This window comes from Achromobacter sp. 1012554356 (assembly GCF_059760815.1).
Window position 1 is genome coordinate 106,561 of record NZ_JCBANC010000010.1, and the last position, 21,479, is coordinate 128,039.

Below are 21,479 nucleotides of genomic sequence, written 5' to 3' on the forward strand. Positions count from 1 at the left end.
CAACTTTAGGTCTGGGCTGTCTGGCGGACCATTCGCCGGTGGCACAACCCGGGTTCGGCAGAGTGACTAGTTACCGGGGTAGGCCGAACTAGTCGTGCCGCGCCGGCGGGGCTGCACACCCGGCCGGCGGTCAGGCCATCAGCAAGGCACGGGCGCGTTGCGGCGCGCGTAGTACCACCAGGTGATCACCATGCAGGTGGCGTAAAAGCCGATGAAGCAAAACAGCGCGGTCTGGACGCTGCCCGTCATGTCGAGCGACGTGCCGAAGCTGCGCGGGATGAAGAAGCCGCCGTAGGCCCCGATGGCGCCGGAAAAGCCCAGCACCGCGGCCGATTCCTTGGCCGCTTCCGCCATGGCCTGCTTTTGCGCGGCCGGGCCCTTGCCCTGCGCGGCCTGCGTGCGTTCACGCAGGAAGATCACGGGGATCATGCGGAACGTCGAGCCATTGCCCAGGCCGGTCAGCGCGAACAGCAAGATGAACATGGCGAGGAACCCATTGAAGTCGCCCAGGCGGCCTTCGCCCGGCAGGAACACCATGACGCCCGCCACGGCGGCGATCATGGCCGCGAAGGTGAACAGCGTGACCCGGGCGCCGCCCAGCTTGTCGGACACCCAGCCGCCCAGCGGACGCGTCAGCGACCCGACCAGCGGTCCCAGGAAGGCGTACGCCATGGGGTTGACCGTTGGGAACAGCGTCTTGGTCAGCATCGCGAAGCCCGCCGAAAAGCCGATGAACGACCCGAACGTGCCCACGTACAGCCAGCACATCAGCCAGTTGTGCTTGCGCTTGAAGATGACGGCCTGATCGGCGAACGAAGCGCGCGCATCGGCGATGTCGTTCATGCCGAACCACGCGGCGATGGACGCCAGCGCGATTGGGATCACCCAGATGAAGCCCGCGTTCTGCAGCCACAGGTTCTGCTGCGCGCCATTGGCGTTGATGACCTGGGGCTCGCCGCCGGCGGCGCCGAAGACGCCCATCGTGATGACGACCGGCACGACGAACTGCACCAGCGACACGCCCAGGTTGCCGATCCCGGCATTCAGGCCGGTGGCCAGGCCCTTCTTTTCCTTGGGAAAGAAGAAGCTGATGTTGGCCATGCTGGAGCTGAAGTTGCCGCCGCCCAAGCCGCAGAGCAGCGCCAGGATCAGAAGCGTCGGAAACGAGGTGGTCGGGTCGCGCAGGGCAAAGCCCATGCCCAGCGCCGGAATCAGCAGCGAGGCGGTGGAAATGGCCGTCCACTTGCGTCCGCCGAAGACGGGCACGAGGAACGAGTAGAAGATGCGCAGCGTGGCGCCCGACAGCGCGGGCAGCGCCGTCAGCCAGAAGAGCTGGTTCTTGGACAGCATGAAGCCGGCGCGGTCCAGGTTGACCACGACCACGCTCCACAGCATCCAGATGCTGAACGCCAGCATCAGCGCCGGGATCGAGATCCACAGGTTGCGGTTGGCGACGCGCGCGCCGGTCTGTTTCCAGAAGCCGGGATTATCCGGCTCCCAGCGCGCAAGGACTTGAGTGGACATGAGGTTCTCTCAGGATGGTGGGTGGGTCAGGCGGCTTGCTGCCGCGCGATGGCCGCGCTTTCGGGCCGGAAACTGAAGTGCATGAAAATGAGCGAGACGCAGACCGTGCCGTACAGCAGCATGAAGGCGCTGGAGCGGATGCCGGTCAGGTCGAGCAGCACGCCGAACATGATGGGAAGAATGAAGCCGCCCAGGCCGCCAGCCAGCCCGACGATGCCGGACACGGCGCCGATGTTGTCGCTGAACTCGTCAGAAATGAACTTGAAGACGGAGGCCTTGCCGATCGCCATGGCGATGCCGACGATGAACAGCAGGATGGTGAAGGTGACCGGGCCAAGCGCGATGCCGAAGGAACGCGGGCCGCCGGCGGTCATGACGGTGAACTCGGTTTGCGGGTAGCTCAGGAGGAAGAACGCGACCCAGCAGACCCACATCACCCACCACGTCGTCTTGTAGGCGCCGTAGCGGTCGGAGATCCAGCCGCCCAACGCGCGCAGCACGCCGCCAGGCAGCGAGAAACAAGCGGCCAAGAGCGCGGCCAGCTTCATGTCGAAGCCGTATTCGCCGATGTAGTACTTGGTCATCCACAGCGCCAGGGCCACGTAGCCGCCGAACACGACCGAGTAGTACTGGCAGTAGCGCCAGACGCGCGGGTCCTTGAGCATGGCGAACTGGGCGGACAACGATGCCCCGCCCGCGACGCGGTGCGAGGGATCGGACGACGAGAACATCCAGAACAGGATCGCGGTGACCAGCAGCGCCACGGCGTACACCTGCGGCACGATGACCCAGGACCCGGCGGCTGCCGCGATCAGGGCGGGCGCCACGAACTTGGTGATGGCCGAGCCCGAGTTGCCGGCGCCGAAGACGCCCATGGCCAGGCCTTGCTTGTTGCGCGGGAACCAGCGCGCCACGTAGGGCGTGCCCACCGAGAACGAGCCGCCCGTCAGGCCGACGAACAGCGCCAGCACCAGGAACTGCCAGTACTCCGTGGCGTACGACAGCAGCCAGATCGGCACCACCGCCAGCAGCATCAGCACGAAGAACACGGGGCGGCCGCCGTAGCGGTCGGTCCAGATGCCCAGCGGCACCCGCACGAGGGAGCCGGTCAGGACCGGCATGGCGGCCAGCAGGCCGAATTGCGTTTCAGACAGGCCGAGCTGGGTCTTTATGGGAATACCCAGGACGGCGAAGATCATCCACACCGCGAAACAGATGGTGAAGGCAAACGTACTGGATATCAGGACCCGCATCGGCGCGCCGGCCGAGGATTGATGTGCTGCCATGGTTGGTCTCGCTTTTTGCTGACAAATACATATGTGGGTAGCCTAAGGAGGCCACCCTTCCCTCACCATTCCCCAGCCGACCAAAGGGCCATTTCCGAAGTGCCTAGTCATGCGGGTGTTCCGGACAGCCTTGCGTTGGATCAAGCTGGCGAGTCGCGCCCGGATGCGGCCAGAGTTAATATGTATTTCAAATACACGTTCAAACCCGCAACGCGGCGCACCCTGCGCGCACTGGCCACACCATGAGCACTCTGCTTTCCATTGAAGAACCCGCAAAGAAGCCGCGCCCCGCGCCGCCCGAATGGCGCGCGTTCACCGAAATGGGTTTCCGCCCGCTATACCTCGCGGGCTGTTTTTGGGCCCTCGTGTCCGTGTTGCTGTGGGTGCATGCGCCGGCGCGCCTGACCGGCGTGCTGAACGGCATGTTCTGGCATGCGCATGAAATGCTCTGGGGCTTTGTCGCCACCATTGCCGTGGGTTTCCTGCTGACGGCAGGCGCCAACTGGACGGGCAAGAACCCGCTGCGCGGCAACCCCCTTGCGGCCTTGTGCGGGCTATGGATCGTGGCGCGTGTGGGCTATCTGGTGCCAGGGCGTCCGGCCTTTGCCGTTGCAGCGGCTGCCGACCTGCTCTTTTTCCTTTGGGCGGCCGGGGCGCTGGGACGCGCCGTCGCCGTCACCCGCAACCAGCGCAACTACGGCGTTCCCTTGCTGCTGCTGGCGCTGGGCGCGACCAACGGGCTGTATCTGTGGGCGACCGTCCAGGGCGACTACGTCACGCTGATGCGCTTTTTCAACGCCGGCCTGCTATCGATGGCCGTGCTGACCCTGCTGATCGCACGGCGGGTCATGCCCTTCTTCGCCAAGCGCGCCGTCGCTGGCCTGGACATTCCGCCCCACACCAAGAGCGGCCATTGGCAGCTTGGGCTTGGCGTTGTCGCCATCACCTGCCTGCTGGCCGGGGTGCAGCAGGTCGCCGCGGCGGCACTGGCGGCCAGCGGCGTGATCGCGCTGGTGCAGTGGGTGTCCTGGAAGCCGTGGGCCGTGCGCCGCGTGCCGCTTCTGTGGATTCTCTATGCCGGTTATCTGGGCCTGGGCATCGGGCTGCTGGTGGGCGCGGCCCAGTTGGCGGGTTTCGTCGTCCGGCAGGCGTGGCCGGCCCACGTCATTGGCGTGGCGGGGTTTTCGGTGCTGATTCTGGGCATGGTGACGCGCACCGCGCTCGGCCACCTGGGCCGGCCGCTGCACACGGACCGCAGCATGGTCGTGAGCTACGCGCTGATGATCCTGGCGGCGTTGCTGCGGCTGGCGGCGCTGTTGCCAACGGCCGCCACGCTGGGCCTGCTGCATGCGTCGGCCACGGCGTGGGCGCTGGCGCTGGGGCTGTACCTGTGGCGGTTCTTCCCGATGATGATCCGCTCCCGCGCGGACGCGGCGGCCAAGCAGGCGGCGCCAGTCATGCGCGTAATGCCGGTGTCACGGCCGAAGGGCTGAGACGCGTCAGGACCGCTCTTCGCGCCGCTCCATCGCGGCGACTTCGCGGCGCATGGCCTTGAGCCACGCCTTGAGCAGCGATTCATCCGAGAACTGCATGACCTCGTGCTCCAGTTCCTGGATGTACTCCTGGATATCCTTGAGGTCGTCGTCCAGTTCGCCCATCACCGCGTCCGGTTCGAACGTGGCGAACGGGTCCAGTTCGTAGCGCAGCTTGAAGCCTTCCTCGGCGAACTGCACCTGGCTCAGCACGTCGTCGAGCTGGGTGGCGAGCACCGCGTTGGTCTCTTGCAGCCGATCATCCGGGATGCCGGCCGCGGCCTGCACTTCGGCACGCAGGGCGGGGTCCTGGGCGGACTGAGCCTGGCGCGCGCGTTCGGCTTCTTGCAAGGCCTGCCACGCGACGGGGTTCGTCACGGCCGGAATCTTGACGACGCGCGCGTATTCCAGCAGTTCTTCGGCGTCTTCGTCGTCGTACTGGTCCTGGATGATCTGCAGCAGTTGCATGGGCGACATCGAGGCCAGGTCGGCAACGTCCAGATCCAGCGCATCGGCCAGTTCCTGGCCCGCGCTTTCGGTCAGTTCAGCCAGGTTGGCGTCGTAGTCCGACCCACGGTGTTTCTTATAGAGCGTCTTGAGGCGCGCGGTGTCGCAACCGGCAGGCAGATCGCTCTTGGTTGCCAGCACCAGCAGCTCTTCCGAAAACTCCGTGACCAGTTCGGAGACGAATTCGCGCTCGGCCTTGGACAGGCCCATTTCCTTGTACGCATGGTCAAAGCACAGCACCAGCTTGTAACGAAGCTGGTTGAGCTTTTCTTCGAGCGGCCGCAACGTCTCGGTGTACTTGCGCTGGTAATCGGCTTCAATCGACTGCCATTGCGCCAACCGGGCCCGTTCGGCCGCCAGCCGTTCCTGCTGGCGTTCGCATAATTCACGCTGACTTTCGAAGGATTCTTTGCTCATGACCCACTCCTCTTGCAAACCGGGGTATTGAAAACAGCCGCCACTCTAAACGATACGCGCAAACCCTTCTTGAAAATCAGCGTCAATAACGCTAATCATTATTATTAATATAGAATCTCGGCTGTCCGCTATCCCCTTGCCTGGCAGCCCTGATGTCCCTGCGCTTCCTTGCGGGCCCCACCCCCTCACGCAAACGCCTGATCCTGATCGCGGCCGCCCTGGCGCTGGCCCTGCTGATCGGTGCGGCGGTCTGGCTGGCGGGCAATAAAGGCCCGGCCGCTCCTCCTCCCCCCAACTATGGGAAGCTTCCCGTCGCGGTGAGCGTCGCCGCCGCGCGCACCGGCCCGTTGCAGCGCGACTTGCACGCGCTGGGCACCATCACGCCGCTGGCGCAGGTGACCGTGCGCAGCCAGGTCGATGGCGAGCTGATCAAGCTGCACTACACCGAAGGCCAGGCCGTGGCGCAAGGCCAGTTGCTTGCCGAGATCGACCCGCGTCCCTTCCAGACCGCGCTGGCGTCCGCCGAAGGCGAATTGGCGCAGACGCAGGCGTTGCTGGACAACGCCGAAGCGGACCTGCGGCGCTATCGCAAGCTGGCGCGGCAAGAAGCCGTGGCGGGCCAGCAGCTTGATACCGCCGAGGCGCAGGTGCGGATGTACACCGCACAGCGCCAGAAGAACCAGGCGCAGGTCGCCGACGCCCGCCGCCTGCTCAGCCACACACGCATCGTGGCGCCGCACGCCGGTCGTGTGGGCTTGCGGCGCGTGGATGCCGGCAACCACGTGCGCGCCGCGGACGCCGACGGGCTGACCACGCTGGTGCAGATGGCGCCCACGTCGGCCCTGTTCAGCATCCCGGAGACCCGCCTGGACATCCTGCGCCAGGCGCAGGCGAAAACGCCCGTGCTGCGCGTGCAGGCCTGGGACGCCGATGAACGCCGCATTCTGGCCGAAGGCACGCTCGAGGCGCTGGACAACCGCATCCAGGCGGCCAGCGGCACGGTGCGGCTGCGCGCCCGCTTCGACAATGCCGACGAGTCGCTGTTTCCCAACCAGTTCGTGAACATCCGGCTGGCCGTCGTGCAGCAGGATGATGTCGTGACCATACCCACCGCCGCGGTGCAATTCGGCTCCGAAGGGTCGTTCGTATTCGTCATCGGCGACGACAATCGGGCGACCCGCCGCGTGCTGGAACTGGGTCCGGCGAACGCGGGCCGCATCGTGGTGCTGGCGGGCCTGACCCCCGACGAGCGCGTCGTGGTCGAAGGCGTGGACCGGCTGCACGATGGACGCGACGTGCAGATCGTCGACGCGCCACGCCAGGACAAGGAACCTGCATGAGCCTGTCACGCCCCTTCATTCTGCGCCCGGTCGCCACGTCCTTTCTCATGATCGCGCTGCTGCTGTCGGGCATCCTGGCCTGGCGCCTGCTGCCCGTGGCGGCGCTGCCGCAGGTCGACTATCCCATCATCCAGGTCACCACGCAGTATCCCGGCGCCAGTCCCAACGTCACGGCGCGCGCGGTCACCGCGCCGCTGGAACGGCGCTTCGGGCAGATACCGGGTCTGAAGCAGATGTCGTCCACCAGCGGCAGCGGCATCTCGGTCATCACGCTGCAGTTTGCGCTGGACGTGCCGCTGGGCGTGGCCGAACAGGAGGTGCAGGCGGCCATCAGCGCCAGCGATTCGCTGCTGCCCAACGATCTGCCCACCCCGCCCGTCTATCGCAAGGTCAACCCGGCGGACGTGCCGATCCTGACGCTGGCCGTCACATCGGATTCCCTGCCGCTGCCCAAGGTCTACGATCTGGTGGACACGCGCATGACGCAGCGGCTATCGCAGTTGTCGGGCGTGGGCATGGTCAGCCTGGCGGGCGGACAGCGCCCGGCCGTGCGCGTGCAGGTCAATCCGATGGCGCTGGCCGCGCGCGGCCTGCAGTTGTCGGACGTGCAGGAGGCGATCGCCAAGGCCAATTCCAATCAGCCCAAGGGCAGTTTTGACGGCCCCGTGCGGTCCGTCATCATGGACGCCAACGACCAGTTGCAAAGCGCCGAGGAGTACCGCGAGCTGATCGTCGCCTGGAAAAATGGCGCGCCGGTGCGGCTGGGCCAGATTGCGACGGTGGAGGACGGCGCCGAGGACCGCTACCTGGCCGCGTGGGTCGACAAGCAGCCCGCCGTGCTGGTGAACATCCAGCGCCAGCCCGGGGCCAACGTCATTGCCGTGGCCGACCAGGTCAAGGCGCTGCTGCCGCAACTGACCGCCAGCCTGCCCGCCGCCGCGCAAGTGCGCATCCTGACCGACCGCACCGAGAGCATCCGCGCCTCGGTGCGCGGCGTGCAATGGGAACTGGCGTTTGCCGTGGGGCTGGTGGTGCTGGTGACCTTCCTGTTCCTGCGTAACCTGCCCGCCACGCTGATTCCCAGCCTGGCCGTGCCGCTGTCCCTGATCGGCACCTTCGGCTTCATGTACCTGGCCGGTTTTTCCACCAACAACCTGACCTTGATGGCGCTGACCATTGGCGCGGGCTTCGTGGTCGACGACGCCATCGTCATGCTGGAGAACATTGCACGCTACCGCGAACAAGGCCACAGCCCGATGGCGGCCGCGCTCAAGGGTGCGGGGCAGATCGGCTTCACGCTGGTGTCGCTGACCCTGTCGCTGATCGCGGTGCTGATTCCGCTGCTGTTCATGGAAGACGTGGTGGGCCGGCTGTTCCGAGAGTTCGCCATTACGTTGGCCGTCGCCATTTTGATATCGCTGGCCGTCTCGCTGACGCTGACGCCCATGATGTGCGCACGCCTGCTGCCGGCACACGAGCCGTCGCGTCCCGGCCTGCTGGATCGCTTGCAGGTGCGCTACGCCGGCTGGCTGGACGTGACCCTGCGCCACCAGCGGCTGACGCTGCTGGCGATGCTGGCGACCGTGGTGCTGACCGGGCTGCTGTATCTGGCGGTGCCCAAAGGATTCTTTCCGGCGCAGGACGGCGGCGTGCTGCAAGGCGTGACGCAGTCCGCGCAGAGCACGTCGTTTGACGCCATGTCGCGCCGCCAGCAGGCGGTGGCGGAAAGCCTGCTGGCCGATCCCGACGTCGCCACCCTGTCGTCCTTCATCGGCATCGACGGCATGAACGCCACGCTGAACACGGGCCGTCTGCTGATCAATCTGAAGCCCTGGAACGAACGCAGCGCGCCGCTAGCGGACATCATGGCGCGGCTGGACGCCCGAGCGCGCGACGTGAACGGCATCTCGCTCTATTTGCAACCCGTGCAGGAGCTGAACATCGAAGACCGCGTCAGCCGCGGCCAGTATCAATTCAGCCTGACCTCACCCGACAGCGCGCTGCTGTCGCGCTGGACCACCGCGCTGATGCAGCGGCTGGCCCAGGCGCCCCAGTTGGCCGACGTGTCTTCCGATTTGCAGGGCGGCGGCCGGCAGGCCTATCTGGAGGTCTCGCGCGACGCCGCCGCGCGCCTGGGCGTCACGATGGACGATGTGGCGCAGGCGCTGTACAACGCGTTCGGCCAGCGTCAGGTCGCCACGCTGTTCACGCAGTCCAACCAGTACCGTGTGGTGCTGGAAGTGGACCGGACGATGGCGACCAGTCCCGAGGCTCTGGAACGCATCCACCTGCAGACGGAAAACGGGCAGGCCATTCCTTTGTCGGCCTTGGCCAGCGTCAGCGAGCGGGCCGCGCCGCTGGCCGTGAATCACCTGTCGCAGTTCCCCGCAGTGAACCTGTCCTTCAACCTGCCGCCGGGCGGATCGCTGGGCGAAGCCATTGCCGCCATTGAAGCCGCCAAGCAGGACATCGGCATGCCCGAGAGCGTCGAACTGCGGCTGCAAGGCGCGGCGTCTGCCTTCGAGGCGTCGCTGTCCAACACGTTGTGGCTGATGCTGGCCGCGGTGGTGACCATGTACCTGGTGCTGGGCATGCTGTACGAAAGCGCCATCCACCCGATCACCATCCTGTCCACCTTGCCCTCGGCCACCGTCGGCGCGCTGCTGGCGCTGCTGATCACCGGCCGGCCGCTGGACCTGATCGCCGTCATCGGCATCATTCTGCTGATCGGGCTGGTCAAGAAGAACGGCATCATGATGGTCGATTTTGCGCTGGAGGCCGAGCGCACGCGCGGCCTGGACCCGCAGGCCGCCATCCGCGAGGCCGCGCTGCTGCGCCTGCGCCCCATCCTGATGACCACGCTGGCCGCGCTATTTGGCGCGCTGCCGCTGATGCTGGCGACAGGCTCCGGCGCCGAACTGCGCCAGCCGCTCGGTTGGGTCATGGTCGGCGGGCTGCTCGTCAGCCAGGTGCTGACGCTGTTCACCACGCCCGCCGTGTACCTGTTCTTTCACCGTCTGGGCCACCGGCGCGCTGAGGCCGCGCCGGCACCCAACGCCGAAGGCCCGGTGAAATGATCCGGGCGTTGCTGCACCGGCCGGTCGCCTGCATTTTTCTGGCGCTGGCGCTGACGCTGCTGGGGGCCGTGGCGTGGCGCCTGCTGCCGGTGGCGCCGTTGCCGCAGGTGGACTTTCCGACCATCGAAGTACGCGCCGACCTGCCAGGCGCCAGCCCCGAAAGCATGGCCAGCACCGTCGCCGCGCCGCTGGAACGGGCGCTGGGCAGCATCGCGGGCGTCAGTTCCATGAGCTCGTCCAGCAACCAGGGCTCGACGCGCGTGCAGCTTCAGTTTGAACTGGACCGCAACATCGACGAAGCCGCCCGCGACGTGCAGGCCGCCATCAACGCCGCACGCGCTGAACTGCCGGCGGGCATGCCAGGCAACCCCAGCTATCGCAAGGTCAATCCGTCGCAGGCGCCCATCATGGCGCTGGCGCTCAGTTCCGCCACGCGGCCCGCTGGCCAGCTCTACGACCTCGGTTCCACCGTGCTGGCGCAGAAGCTCTCGCAGATCAGTGGTGTGGGCGAAGTGACGATGGGCGGCAGCTCGCTGCCGGCCGTGCGCGTTCAGGTCAATCCGAACGCGCTGGCGCACTATGGCGTGGCGCTGGACCACGTGCGCGAGGCGATTTCAAACGCCGCCCCGATGGGCCCGCAAGGGCAGCTCGATTCGGCCGGTCAGCGCTGGGAAGTCGGAACCCCCGAGCAGCCGCGCCGCGCGCAGGACTACGACAGCCTCATCGTGCGGTACCAGGACGGCGCCGTGATCCGGCTGTCGCAGGTGGCGCGCGTCAGCGACTCGGTCGAGAACCGCTACAGCAGCGGCTTTCACAACCGCAATCCGGCGGTGGTGCTGACCATCAGCCGGCAGCCGGGCTCGAACATCATCGAAACCATCGACGCCATCAACCAGGCCCTGCCGGGCCTGCGCCAGCTGATGCCGGCCGACGTCGACCTGACGGTCGCGCTGGACCGCTCGCCGGGCATCAAGGCGACCCTGCGTGAAGCGCACATCACGCTGGCGCTGGCCGCCGGGCTGGTCATCCTGGTGGTGTGGCTGTTCCTCGGCAATGCCCGTGCGGCCGCGATTCCCAGCGTGGCGATTCCGGTCTGCCTGATCGCCACTTTTGCCGTCATGTACGCGTGGGGGTTTTCGCTGAACAACCTGTCGCTGATGGCGCTGATCGTGGCTGCCGGGCTGGTGGTGGACGACGCCATCGTCGTGCTGGAAAACATCTCTCGCCACCTGGAGCGCGGCCTCTCGCCAGTCAAGGCCGCGCTGCGTGGCGTGCGTGAGGTCGGCTTTACGCTGGTGGCCATGACCGTCGCGCTGAGCGTCGTGTTCGTGTCGATCCTGTTCATGGGCGGCCTGGTGGAGCGGCTGTTCCGCGAGTTCTCGATCACGCTGGTGGCCGCCACCGTCATCTCGTTGATCGTGTCGGTGGCCATCATTCCGGCGCTGTGCGCGCGCTGGCTGCGGCCCGTCAGCCACGTCGCGGCCAAGCCGTCGCGCATGCAGGCGGTGTTTGCCCGTATCCACGACTGGTATGGCGTGTCGCTGTCGCGCGTGCTTGGCCACGCGCGCCTGACGTTGCTGCTGCTGGCCGGCGTCGTCGGGCTGAACGTCTATCTGTATGTCCAGGCGCCCAAGGGCTTTCTGCCGGTGCAGGACACCGGCCAGCTCATGGGCTTTGTACGCGGCGACGACGGATTTTCCTTTCAGGTCATGCAGCCCAAGATCGACCAGTACCGGCAGCTTGTGCTCAAGCACCCGGCCGTCGACGACGTCATCGGCTACAACGGCGGCGGCTTGGGCATCAGCAACTCGCTGTTCCTCATCCGCTTGAAACCCGCCGCCGAACGCAAGGAGTCGTCCACCGAGGTCATCAACTGGATGCGCACGAACGCGCCTGCGGTGCCGGGCGGCATGTTCTTTCTGAACGTGGACCAGGACCTGCGCATGCCCGGCGGCTTTGGCAATTCCGGCGACCATGAACTGGCGATCATGGCCAGCGACGTGCCGGCGCTGCGGGAATGGGCACGCAAGATCTCGAAGGCGATGCAGGAGATCCCCGAGCTGCGCGATGTCGACGCACAAGGCGACGGCGCGACGCAGCAGGTCGTGATCGACATCGACCGCAGCGCGGCGCAGCGCCTGGGCGTGGACATGGACACCATCAGCAGCGTGCTGAGCAATTCGTTCAGCCAGCGCCAGGTGGCCACGTTGTACGACGCGATGAACCAGTACCGCGTCGTGCTGGAACTGGACCCCCGCTACACCGAAGATCCTGAAGTGCTGGAACAGGTGCACGTGGTGGCCGCCGATGGCACCCGCGTGCCGCTGACCGCGTTCGCCACCTACGACAACGGCCTGGTCAACGACCGTGTCTACCACGACGGCCTGTTCGCCGCGGTGTGGGTTGGATTCTCGCTAGCGCCGGGCGTGTCGCTGGAACAGGGCCTGGCCGCCATCGACGCCGCGACCGCCAAGCTGATGGTGCCCTCGTCTATCCAGACCCGCCTGGGCGGCGATGCGCGCAACTTCCAGCAAAGCCTGCAGGACCAGCCCTGGCTGATCCTGGGGGTGCTGGTCGCCATCTATCTGGTGTTGGGCATTTTGTACGAAAGCCCCCTGCACCCGCTGACGATCCTGTCCACGCTGCCATCGGCCGGTGTCGGCGCGCTGCTGGCGCTGCGGCTGGCAGGCATCGAGTTCACGCTGATCGCGCTGCTGGGGCTGTTTCTGCTGGTGGGAATCGTCATGAAGAACGCCATCCTGATGATCGACTTCGCCCTCAGCCTGGAGCGGCGTGAAAACCTGACGCCCGAGCAGGCCATCCACCGCGCCGCCATGCTGCGCCTGCGGCCCATCGTCATGACCAACCTGGCGGGGCTCCTGGGCGCCCTGCCCCTGGTGCTCGGCATGGGCGAAGGGTCGGAACTGCGCCGCCCGCTGGGCGTCGCCATCGTCGGCGGGTTGATGATCAGTCAGTTTTTGACGCTGTATACGACGCCGATCGTCTATCTGGCGCTGGAGCGCTTGCGCCGGCTGGGCTGGCGCCGCCGCACCGCCTGACCGACGCGGTCTGCCGGGCTGGGCACCCCCCCGTATCTTCCCGCTAGCCGGAAAATAAAAAGCTCAATAGAATCAGTTGGCACGCTGACGCAACCCGCCCGATCCGGTCCGGCGCTTTTTCCCGCCGCCGGGGACTGCGCTGGTGCCCGCGATGCCGGCGCGACCGCAACGACACTGTCGCCGCCGAGCTTTCCAGCCTTCGCGGTGCGGGCACCATCGGGCCGTCACCGGGGACTTGCAGTTTGGCCTCTGACAGACCTGGTGCCCAATGTGGCCGGTGACTTGTTTGAATCGACTGCTGCTGACCGGCGTGCTGTGCCTGGGCGGTTGCGTGCAGGTGGGCCCCGACTTCGAGCCGCAGCTTGTTGACTGGTCCAGCCAGTGGGACACGCCGGCGCTGCAACAGGCCACCGTGGAAGGCTTCCAGCCGGACGCCCGGCAGTGGTGGCGCATCTTTGACGACCCCGTTCTTGAATCCCTGATCGCGCAAGCCGACACGCACAATCCCGGCGTGCAGGTGGCTGGCCTGCAGATCATGGAGGCGCGCGCCCAGTTGGGCATCGCCCGCAGCGGGCTGTATCCGCAATCCCAGATCGTCGGCGCGGACGCGCTTTACCAGCATCGGTCGTCACGTTCCTCGGAAGGCAATCCGCGTCCCAGCAGTTTCTGGCAATACAGCGCGGGCTTCAGCATCGGCTGGGAGCTGGATTTCTGGGGCCGCTTCAGCCGCGCCATCGAGTCGGCGGACGCCGCCTACTTCGCGACCGAGGCCAATCGCGAAGACGTATTGGTGCTGCTGCACGCGCAGGTCGCCGAAAGCTATTACGCGCTGCGCACGGCCGAGGCGCGGCTGCGCATTGCCCGCGACAATGCGGCCATCCAGAAGCGCAGCTACGAAATCACCGAGCGCCTCTTCAACAGCGGCGAGACCGACGAACTGGACCTGCAGCAGGCGCGCACGCAATACCTCGGCACGCTCAGCACCATCCCCGAATTCGAAAGCCAGATCGCGCGCACCCGCAACGCGCTGGCGGTGCTGGTAGGCAAGCCGCCCGGCCCGATGCCCGAACTGCCCAACCTGGCGGCCCGGGAGGCCGTGATCCCGCTGATTGACCGGGCCGTGCTGCAGGACGTACCGGCCAACCTGCTGCTGCGGCGTCCCGACATCCGGGCTGCCGAGCTGCGGATCGCGGCGCAGTCCGCGCAGGTGGGCGTGGCCAAGGCGGACCTCTACCCCTCGTTGACACTGCTGGGCAGCATCGCCTGGACCGCCACATCGCTGGCCGGCACGTCGGGCGGCGCGGCGCTGTTTGCCGGTCCCAGCCTGACCTGGAACGTGTTCGACCACGGCCGGATCACCAACACGGTGCGGCTGCAGGACGCGCGGCTGCAGCAGCTCATCGTCATCTACCAGGACGCCGTGCGCCAGGCCGCGCGCGAAGCCGACGACGCAGCGACGGGACTGATCAAGGCGTTGGAGCGCGACGGCATCCTCTACGACTCCGCGCTGGCGGCCAAGCGCTCGTTGACGCTGGCGACCGCGCTGTACCGCGAGGGCTATTCCGACTTTCAACGGGTGCTGGACGCCCAGCGCGCGCTGGCGACGCAGCAGGACACCTATCTGGTGAACCGGGGCAACGCCGTGCGTGACCTGATCGCGCTGTACAAGGCGGTGGGCGGCGGCTGGTACAGCGACCAGCCGGTCATCGATCCCGCCACGCGAGACCAGATGCAGCGGCGCACCAACTGGGGCGACCTGCTGTCCGAAGCCGGGCGGCCTGCCCCGGTGTCCGCGATTTCCAAGACCACGAGGCGACCCGATGACTAGCCCCAGGCCTGCGGCACCGACGGCCAGCGCCGCGTCCGCGGCGAGCGCTGCCACGCCGGCCCGTACTGCGCCGGCCGAGCCACCGCCCCCGTCGCCCCCACCGCCGGCCGCCCCGCCGCCCGCCGCGGATCCCGCCAAAAAGGGTGTCCGCTGGGTCCTCGTGGTGATCGTCATCAGCCTCGTCTGGTATCTGCTTGCGGACCGCTACACGCCGTACACGCAGCAGGCGCGGGTGGAGGCCTTCGTGGTGCCGGTGGCGTCCGAGGTGGCGGGCCGGGTGACGCAGGTTCATGTGCGCAACAACCAGGATGTGAAGTCGGGCGCCGTGCTGTTCGACATCGACCCCGAACACTACCGCATTGCGCTTGACCGCGCCCGGGCCGACCTGGACGCCACGCGCCGCCAGATCGGCGCCGGTACAGCCGGCATCGACTCTGCGCAGGCGTCCCTGCGCGCGGCGCAAGCCAACGAAGTCCGCGCGCGCCAGGACAGCACCCGCCTCGAGCGCCTGTACCGCGATGACCGCGGCACGATCTCGCTGCGCCGTCTGGAGATTGCGCGGGCCAATCTGGCGCAGGCGGTCAGCCAGGTCGCGGCCGCGCGTGCCGAAGTGCAGCGGGCGCGCGAGCAGGAAGGCGGCAGCGAGGAAGACAACGCCAAGCTGCGCAGCGCCGCCGCCGCAGTCGAAAAGGCCGAACTGGACCTGGCCAACACGAAGGTGCGCGCGCCCGCCGCCGGCCTGGTCACCGACCTGCGCACCGACGCCGGCCAATTCGCGGCGGCGGGCAAGCCCGTGATGACGTTGATCGCCATTCACGACGTATGGATCAACGCGGAAATGACCGAGAACAACCTGGGGCACGTCGATCCCGGCACCCCGGTTGAGATCATCCTGGACGCGCTGCCCGGGCGGGTGTTCGAAGGCCGCGTGCGCAGCGTGGGCTATGGCGTGAACGTCGGCACGCCCACGCAGCCCGGCAGCCTGCCGACCGTGCAGAACAGCCGCGACTGGCTGCGGCCCGCCCAACGCTTTCCGGTCGCCATCGACCTCGATCCCGGACAGCTCCCCTCCCTGCGCGGCATCCGGGTGGGGGGCCAGGCCGAAGTGATGGCGTTTCCGCATCCCGGCAATCCGCTCAACCCCCTCGGCCGTTTGTATCTGCGGCTGATGAGCTGGCTTTCCTATGCCTACTGACGCCACTCCCGCCCCGCGCGACCCCCGCGGCCAGCGCGCCCTGCGCCTGGGCGTGGGGACGGCGCTGTGCCTGGCCATCAGCTTCGGTCTGGACATGCCGATCCCGATGATCGCGCCGGTGCTCGGGGTGTTCCTGCTAGTGCAGATGAACCGGCCGCTATCGCCGAAGGCCGGACTGGGCCTGGCGCTGGTGGCGCTGTTCACCACGGGCAGCGGCCTGCTGCTGATCCCGCTGCTGCGGTACTACCCCGGCGGCGGCGTGCTGATTGTCGGCCTGTGCCTGTTCCTGGCGTTCCGCCACGGGCTACGCGGCGGCAACAACCTGGTGTCGACGTTCCTGATCATCGGCGTGACCATGATTTCGGCGGCCGGCACCCTAGACTTCGGCCTGGCGGTGACGGTGATCGAGGCGCTGGTCAAGGCCCTGCTGCTGGCCGCGCTGGTGCTGGGCGTCTGCCACGCCCTGTTTCCCGAACCGCCCGGCCAGCCGGCGCCGCCGCCCCCGCCTGTCCTGCCCGCCGCCGAGGCCAGCCGCATGGCTCTGCGCGCGGCGCTGGTCGTGCTGCCGGCCTTTCTGCTGGCGATGACCGATCCGCTGGGCTACATGCCCATCATCCTGAAGGCGGTCAGCCTGGGCCGCCAAAGCTGCGTCACGGCGGCGCATGGCGCGGCGCGCGAGATACTGGGTTCGACGCTGCTGGCCGGCCTGCTTGCGGTGGCATTCTGGCTTGCCCTGCGGCCATTCCCCAGCCTGTGGATGTACTTCCTGTGGATGCTGCTGTTCGCGCTGGTGATGGCCCGCAAGCTGTATCGGCTAAGTCCCACGCCGCATCCGCCCAGCTTCTGGCTGAACACCCTGATCACGCTGATCATCCTCCTGGGCCAGTCGGTGCAGGACAGCGTGGCGGGCAAGGACGTCTACACCGCCTTCGCCGTGCGCATGGGCCTGTTCATCGCCGTCACCCTGTATGCCTGCCTGATGCTGCAGTTGCTGGAACCCCGGCCGCGCGCACCGCGCAAGCCGGGGGTCTTTTCCTTGCGCCGCCGGTTCACGAACCTTTGACCCACATGCCTTGAATCCTTACCCCTGCAAAGGAGCCCGCCATGACTGTCCAAGACATGCCTAATCAACCCCCGCCAGCGATGGGTTGGCGCTTCAAGTGCGGGATCGGAATCTTCATCCTGGCCTTCGCGCTGTGGTTCCTGATCCCCATCGGCGCCGCGATGGACATTCCCGGATCGCGCATCGCGGCGCTGACCGGCGCCATTTTCATTGCCAACAAGGTGCTGCTCATTACCTGCATCGCCGTCATGGGCAAGGAGGGCTTCCAGCAGCTCAAGGCCATCATCGGCGGTCACGCCAAAAAGCTGGCGCCCGTGCAGAAGGTGGGCCCCGTGCGCCATGCCATCGGCATGGTGATGTTCATCCTGCCGCTGCTGACATCGATGCTGGAGCCTTATGTCGACCAGATCTGGCCCGGCCTGCGGCCGCGCCTGTGGCAGGCGCAGTTGCTGGGCGACGTCATGCTGGTGGCGAGCTTTTTCGTGCTGGGCGGCGATTTCTGGAACAAGCTGCGCGCGCTGTTCGTGCGGTCTGTCTAGCAACGTCCGTCACGCGCCGCCTTTGTCCGGATCCGGAGCGCGCGGCGCCGCAGTGAGCCGCGCCGCCATGAACTCCAGAAACTCCTTGGCCAAGGGCGGCAAGGTGCGCCCTTGCAGCGTCACTGCCTGGATGCTGCGCTGGCGCATCTCCGGGTTGCTGAACGGCACCGCAGCCAACGCGGTGCCCTGCGGATCGCCCAATAGTGTCAGATAGCCCGTCAGCGCCACGATCCGGCTGCCGGGCAGCATTGGCAGGAAGGCCGCCGAATTATTGGATACATATGCAGGCTCGATGTGGAGGCCCGCGTTCGCGCACGCGCTATCGAAAAGCTGCCGTACGGTCGTGCCGGTATCTCCGACCGATACAGGCACCTCCGTCAGGTCACGCAGGCTGATCGATCGGCGGGAGGCTAGCGGATGCAGGCGGCACATCACCGCGTACACCGGCGCCCGGGTCAGCAATTCGGTTTTCAGGCGATCGTCCTGCGCCATCGTGTAGTGCAGAGCGATTTGCGACATGCCTTCGAGGATTCGGCGGATGACCTCCTCCGGCCGGTCCACCTGAAGATGAAAGCGCGTCTCGGGCCAGATCTGCTTGAAGTCGGCCATGCACATGGGCAGAAAACGGTGCGCAAATCCCTCACTGCAGGCCAGCCGGATCGTGACATCGCCCAGCGCGCTGCGCCGCCGGATTTCTTTGGTGACACGTTCGGCCTCCAGCGCGGCGGCTCGCGCGTATGCGGCGAGCTGTAGGCCGGCTTCACTGAGCGCCATGCCGCGCGCCTGCCGCTCGAACAGAACGATGCCCAGGCTGTCTTCCAGCTTGGCGATCTGCCGGCTGACGGCAGAAGCCGCCACGTGCAGAGCGGCCGCCGCGCCCGCAATTGAACCGCAGCGCGCGACTTCCAGGAAATATCGAAGTCCGAGAGAGATCATTGATGGCTCCAGGCTGAAATGCCTTTATGGCAACGCATAAGTGCTAAATATCTAATTGTGGCATGCGAAGAACCGTAATACTTTTGCTTTTCCGTACCGCCCCGAGAACCGCCATGACTCGCGAACAAGCCATTCTCCACGCTGTAGAAGCGTATGACAGCGGCGTCCTTCAGGACACCCTCGCGCGCCGCATCGCGTACCCCACCGAAAGCGAAGTCTCCACCCAGGCCCCGGCGCAGCATGCCTACCTGAGCATCGAGTTGGTCCCGCGACTGTCGGCACTGGGCTTTTCCTGCGAGGTGCATCCCAACCCCGCCGGGGTGGACCTGCCGATCCTGGTGGCGCGCCGCATCGAGGCTGCTGAGTCGCCGACCGTCCTGATGTACGGTCACGGCGACGTGGTGCGAGGCAACGCCGCCAAATGGGAAGCCGGGCGAGACCCCTGGCGCCTGCAGGTCGAAGGCGACCGCTGGTACGGGCGCGGCACGGCCGACAACAAAGGCCAGCACTCCATCAACCTGGAGGCGCTGTCGCGCGTCATCGCCGCCCGCGGCGGCGTGCTGGGGTTCAATACGATCTGGCTCATCGAAACCGGCGAGGAAGCGGGCTCGCCCGGCCTGGCCGCGTTCTGCAAGACGCACCGCAATCTCCTGGCCGCCGACGTCTTCATCGCCAGCGACGGGCCGCGCCTGAACGCCGCACGGCCCACGCTGTTCATGGGCTCGCGCGGCGCCGTCAATTTCGAACTCAAGGTACGGGCTCGGGGACGCGGCTATCATTCCGGCAACTGGGGCGGACTACTCTCCAACCCCGCCATCCGCCTGACGCATGCGATCAGTTCGCTGGTGGACGCGAACGGCCGCATTGCCGTGCCCGGGCTGCGGCCCCCGCCCATCCCCACGGCGGTCGCCCTCGCTCTTGCAGACCTCGAAGTCGGCGGTGGCAAAGACGATCCGGACATCAACGCATGGTGGGGCGAACCCGGCTTGACCTCGCCCGAAAAGGTGTTTGGCTGGAACAGTCTTGACGTCCTGACTTTCGGGGCTGGCGACCCCGCCAAGCCCGTGAACGCCATCCCGCCGGAAGCCGTGGCGTGGTGCCAGTTGCGCTTCGTCGTGGGCACCGACTGGCGCGCCCTGCAAGAACACGTGGTCGAACACCTGCATCAGGGCGGCTTCGACGACGTCGAGGTTCGTATCGGCATGCAAGCGGGCGCGACGCGCCTGTCGCCCGACACCCCGTGGGTGCGCTGGGCCGCCGCCTCGCTGGAGCGCACCACCGGCAAACGGCCCGCCCTCTTGCCCAACCTGGGCGGCTCCCTGCCCAACGACATTTTTGCCGACCAGCTTGGCCTGCCCACCCTGTGGGTGCCTCACTCCTATCCCGCTTGCGCACAGCACGCGCCCAACGAACATCTGCTGGGAAGCGTCGCCCGGGAAGGCCTGGCAATCATGGCCGGCCTCTTCTGGGACCTGGGAACCCAAGGCGCCGACTTGCTCGAACAAGCCTGCTGCCAATCCTCTACCTACGCCTGATCCGACCGAGCCCCACCATGACCGCCAGATTTCGCATCGCCCTGTTGGCGTTGACACTTGCCGCCGCTAATGCCCACGCCGCGTATCCGGAGCAGGCCATCAAGATCGTCGTGCCGTTCACGCCGGGCGGGGCCACCGACGCGGTGGCGCGCCTGCTCGCCACCCAGCTGGCGGGCAAGTTCGGCCAACCCGTCATTGTCGAAAACCGCCCTGGCGCCTCCACCCTCATCGGCGCCGAGGCCGTCGCCCGCGCAACGCCCGACGGCTACACGCTCATGCTGTCGGGCAGCACCACGTACAGCGTCCTGCCTGCGCTCAAACCGTCGCTACCCTTCGACCCCGTTCGTAGCTTCGAGCACATCGGCATCGTCGCCATGGCGCCCGTCGTGCTGCTGGCGCAAAATGCGCTGCCCGCGGCCACGCCTCACGAAGCGGCCGAACTCGCGCGACAGGAACGCGCCAAAGGTGGACTGATGTACGGCACGTTCGGCCCAGGATCCGCCCCCCACCTGACCGGCGAAATGTTCGCGCAGGCAGCCGGAGCCAGGATGACGCCGGTGCCGTACAAGGGCAGTGCGCAGCTCATCACCGCGCTGATCGGCGGCGAGATCGCGCTGGCAGTGGACACGGTTTCGGCGTCGGCGGCCCAGGTGCGCGCCGGCAAAATCCGCGCACTGGCAGTCACCGGCGAGCATCGCATGCCGCAACTGCCTGACGTGCCAACGTTCGCCGAGGCGGGCATGCCGGACGTGTCGTTCGTCGGGTGGTACGGATTGGTCGCGCCGGCGAACACGCCCACTCCGGTCATGCACACGTTGAACCGGGTAATGGCGGAAATCATGCAGGACGAACAGGTGCGCAAGCGCGTATCGGAGCTGTCGCTGAATCCCGTCTTCCTGCCGGGTCAGGCTTTCCGCAACCAGATTACGATAGAGATCGCCACATTCGGCGCCGTCGCGCAGCGCGCCGGTATTACCCTAGACTGACTGCGGGCGATACGCCGGCCGACGTGCCGCCCGCATTCGATGCAAACGAGTCAGTTCGGATTCATTTGGCTGATCTTGGATCCCTGCAGTCCCATTCCCGCCATCAGACCCTGCTCGCCGAACGGCACCGCGTACACGTCCTGCGTCAAGGTCGTGGTCGTGATGCTGGCGGCGTAGCCCTGGTCCACCACAACCAGGCTGGGGCCTGCCCCCAGCGACCAGCCGTCGCTCTGGTTCAGATACGCCAGCGCTGGCTCGTTCATGAAGAACAACGCGTACGAAAACTGCTGCGCGCCCGCCTGCAATCCGAACGACAGCGCCGAAATCGAATAAAAGCCTTCCACCTGTCCCCGCCGGATCAACGCCCCCGAGCCGCGCTCGCCGCCCACCAGGAAGCCGCCCTTGATGATGTTTGGAAACACCAGCACGGCGACGGCCTTCTCGCCAAGTGTGCGCATGCGCGGATCCTGGGCATAAAGCTGCTCCAGCGCCGCCATCGCATCGGCGCTGATCTCCGCCGCCGAGGCGGCCCGCGCGGGTGGCGAAAAGCTGATCAGGGCGGAAAAAGTCAAAAGGCTGGCGCAAAGCCAGCCAAGGAATCTCACAGGAAACACGGACGCGCGGTTCATACGGCCTCCCCAGTTAAGAAGGGGGG

The 21,479-nt window shown here is 66.9% G+C and carries 15 protein-coding genes; 10 read left to right on the plus strand and 5 right to left on the minus strand.

Annotation, left to right across the window (positions count from 1 at the left end; genetic code table 11):
* Nucleotides 1-138 precede the first annotated feature (138 nt).
* Nucleotides 139-1,524, minus strand: a complete 1,386-nt coding sequence (locus tag AC6LJW_RS07165) for a NarK family nitrate/nitrite MFS transporter (protein WP_498086869.1) — start codon at nucleotides 1,522-1,524, stop codon at nucleotides 139-141.
* A gap of 26 nt (nucleotides 1,525-1,550) precedes the next feature.
* On the minus strand, nucleotides 1,551-2,810 hold the full coding sequence (locus AC6LJW_RS07170; RefSeq protein ID WP_056561758.1) for an MFS transporter: 1,260 nt from the start codon (nucleotides 2,808-2,810) through the stop codon (nucleotides 1,551-1,553).
* 242 nt (nucleotides 2,811-3,052) lie between these two features.
* Between AC6LJW_RS07170 and AC6LJW_RS07175 the strand changes: the two genes are divergently transcribed.
* Complete coding sequence (locus AC6LJW_RS07175; RefSeq protein WP_498086870.1) at nucleotides 3,053-4,303, plus strand: NnrS family protein; 1,251 nt, start codon at nucleotides 3,053-3,055, stop codon at nucleotides 4,301-4,303.
* A 6-nt stretch (nucleotides 4,304-4,309) separates the two neighbouring features.
* Here AC6LJW_RS07175 and AC6LJW_RS07180 read toward each other — a convergent pair whose 3' ends face one another.
* Nucleotides 4,310-5,266 (minus strand): molecular chaperone DnaJ, encoded by a 957-nt coding sequence (locus AC6LJW_RS07180; protein ID WP_498086871.1) that lies wholly within the window; start codon nucleotides 5,264-5,266, stop codon nucleotides 4,310-4,312.
* 152 nt (nucleotides 5,267-5,418) lie between these two features.
* Here AC6LJW_RS07180 and AC6LJW_RS07185 point away from each other — a divergent pair, with 152 nt between their 5' ends.
* The 7 genes from AC6LJW_RS07185 (at nucleotide 5,419) to AC6LJW_RS07215 (ending at nucleotide 17,367) form a co-directional block, all read left to right on the plus strand.
* Nucleotides 5,419-6,606: an efflux RND transporter periplasmic adaptor subunit gene (locus AC6LJW_RS07185; protein WP_427987862.1), complete on the plus strand. Its 1,188-nt coding sequence runs from the start codon at nucleotides 5,419-5,421 to the stop codon at nucleotides 6,604-6,606.
* Nucleotides 6,603-9,683 carry a multidrug efflux RND transporter permease subunit gene (locus AC6LJW_RS07190; protein WP_427987860.1) on the plus strand — a complete coding sequence of 1,027 codons (3,081 nt, stop codon included), beginning with the start codon at nucleotides 6,603-6,605 and terminating at the stop codon, nucleotides 9,681-9,683. The genes AC6LJW_RS07185 and AC6LJW_RS07190 overlap by 4 nt, the downstream gene beginning before the upstream one ends.
* Nucleotides 9,680-12,742 carry an efflux RND transporter permease subunit gene (locus AC6LJW_RS07195; RefSeq protein ID WP_498086872.1) on the plus strand — a complete coding sequence of 1,021 codons (3,063 nt, stop codon included), beginning with the start codon at nucleotides 9,680-9,682 and terminating at the stop codon, nucleotides 12,740-12,742. The genes AC6LJW_RS07190 and AC6LJW_RS07195 overlap by 4 nt, the downstream gene beginning before the upstream one ends.
* Before the next feature lie 268 nt (nucleotides 12,743-13,010).
* Nucleotides 13,011-14,570, plus strand: a complete 1,560-nt coding sequence (locus AC6LJW_RS07200) for an efflux transporter outer membrane subunit (protein WP_498086873.1) — start codon at nucleotides 13,011-13,013, stop codon at nucleotides 14,568-14,570.
* A 160-nt stretch (nucleotides 14,571-14,730) separates the two neighbouring features.
* Nucleotides 14,731-15,765, plus strand: a complete 1,035-nt coding sequence (locus AC6LJW_RS07205; protein ID WP_498086874.1) for an HlyD family secretion protein — start codon at nucleotides 14,731-14,733, stop codon at nucleotides 15,763-15,765.
* Complete coding sequence (locus tag AC6LJW_RS07210; protein WP_498086875.1) at nucleotides 15,755-16,828, plus strand: DUF2955 domain-containing protein; 1,074 nt, start codon at nucleotides 15,755-15,757, stop codon at nucleotides 16,826-16,828. The genes AC6LJW_RS07205 and AC6LJW_RS07210 overlap by 11 nt, the downstream gene beginning before the upstream one ends.
* A gap of 41 nt (nucleotides 16,829-16,869) precedes the next feature.
* Complete coding sequence (locus tag AC6LJW_RS07215; RefSeq protein WP_200949369.1) at nucleotides 16,870-17,367, plus strand: transporter suffix domain-containing protein; 498 nt, start codon at nucleotides 16,870-16,872, stop codon at nucleotides 17,365-17,367.
* A 9-nt stretch (nucleotides 17,368-17,376) separates the two neighbouring features.
* On the opposite strand, the gene AC6LJW_RS07220 is transcribed toward AC6LJW_RS07215, so the two are convergent.
* Nucleotides 17,377-18,303, minus strand: a complete 927-nt coding sequence (locus AC6LJW_RS07220; protein WP_498086876.1) for a LysR family transcriptional regulator — start codon at nucleotides 18,301-18,303, stop codon at nucleotides 17,377-17,379.
* Between the two features lie 113 nt (nucleotides 18,304-18,416).
* On the opposite strand from AC6LJW_RS07220, the gene AC6LJW_RS07225 reads away from it, so the two are divergent.
* Nucleotides 18,417-19,838 carry a M20 family metallopeptidase gene (locus AC6LJW_RS07225; protein ID WP_427987853.1) on the plus strand — a complete coding sequence of 474 codons (1,422 nt, stop codon included), beginning with the start codon at nucleotides 18,417-18,419 and terminating at the stop codon, nucleotides 19,836-19,838.
* 17 nt (nucleotides 19,839-19,855) lie between these two features.
* Nucleotides 19,856-20,824, plus strand: a complete 969-nt coding sequence (locus AC6LJW_RS07230) for a Bug family tripartite tricarboxylate transporter substrate binding protein (RefSeq protein WP_498086877.1) — start codon at nucleotides 19,856-19,858, stop codon at nucleotides 20,822-20,824.
* Between the two features lie 50 nt (nucleotides 20,825-20,874).
* Here AC6LJW_RS07230 and AC6LJW_RS07235 read toward each other — a convergent pair whose 3' ends face one another.
* Entirely contained in the window at nucleotides 20,875-21,396 is a 522-nt protein-coding gene (locus tag AC6LJW_RS07235) for a lipid-binding SYLF domain-containing protein (protein WP_235512045.1), read from the minus strand.
* Between the last annotated feature and the right edge of the window lie 83 nt (nucleotides 21,397-21,479).

Coding starts and splice junctions, on each gene's coding strand:
- AC6LJW_RS07165 (WP_498086869.1), bottom strand. CDS start 1,524: ATGTCCACTCAAGTCCTTGCGCGCTGGGAGCCGGATAATCCCGGCTTC.
- AC6LJW_RS07170 (WP_056561758.1), bottom strand. CDS start 2,810: ATGGCAGCACATCAATCCTCGGCCGGCGCGCCGATGCGGGTCCTGATA.
- AC6LJW_RS07175 (WP_498086870.1), top strand. CDS start 3,053: ATGAGCACTCTGCTTTCCATTGAAGAACCCGCAAAGAAGCCGCGCCCC.
- AC6LJW_RS07180 (WP_498086871.1), bottom strand. CDS start 5,266: ATGAGCAAAGAATCCTTCGAAAGTCAGCGTGAATTATGCGAACGCCAG.
- AC6LJW_RS07185 (WP_427987862.1), top strand. CDS start 5,419: ATGTCCCTGCGCTTCCTTGCGGGCCCCACCCCCTCACGCAAACGCCTG.
- AC6LJW_RS07190 (WP_427987860.1), top strand. CDS start 6,603: ATGAGCCTGTCACGCCCCTTCATTCTGCGCCCGGTCGCCACGTCCTTT.
- AC6LJW_RS07195 (WP_498086872.1), top strand. CDS start 9,680: ATGATCCGGGCGTTGCTGCACCGGCCGGTCGCCTGCATTTTTCTGGCG.
- AC6LJW_RS07200 (WP_498086873.1), top strand. CDS start 13,011: ATGTGGCCGGTGACTTGTTTGAATCGACTGCTGCTGACCGGCGTGCTG.
- AC6LJW_RS07210 (WP_498086875.1), top strand. CDS start 15,755: ATGCCTACTGACGCCACTCCCGCCCCGCGCGACCCCCGCGGCCAGCGC.
- AC6LJW_RS07215 (WP_200949369.1), top strand. CDS start 16,870: ATGACTGTCCAAGACATGCCTAATCAACCCCCGCCAGCGATGGGTTGG.
- AC6LJW_RS07220 (WP_498086876.1), bottom strand. CDS start 18,303: ATGATCTCTCTCGGACTTCGATATTTCCTGGAAGTCGCGCGCTGCGGT.
- AC6LJW_RS07225 (WP_427987853.1), top strand. CDS start 18,417: ATGACTCGCGAACAAGCCATTCTCCACGCTGTAGAAGCGTATGACAGC.
- AC6LJW_RS07230 (WP_498086877.1), top strand. CDS start 19,856: ATGACCGCCAGATTTCGCATCGCCCTGTTGGCGTTGACACTTGCCGCC.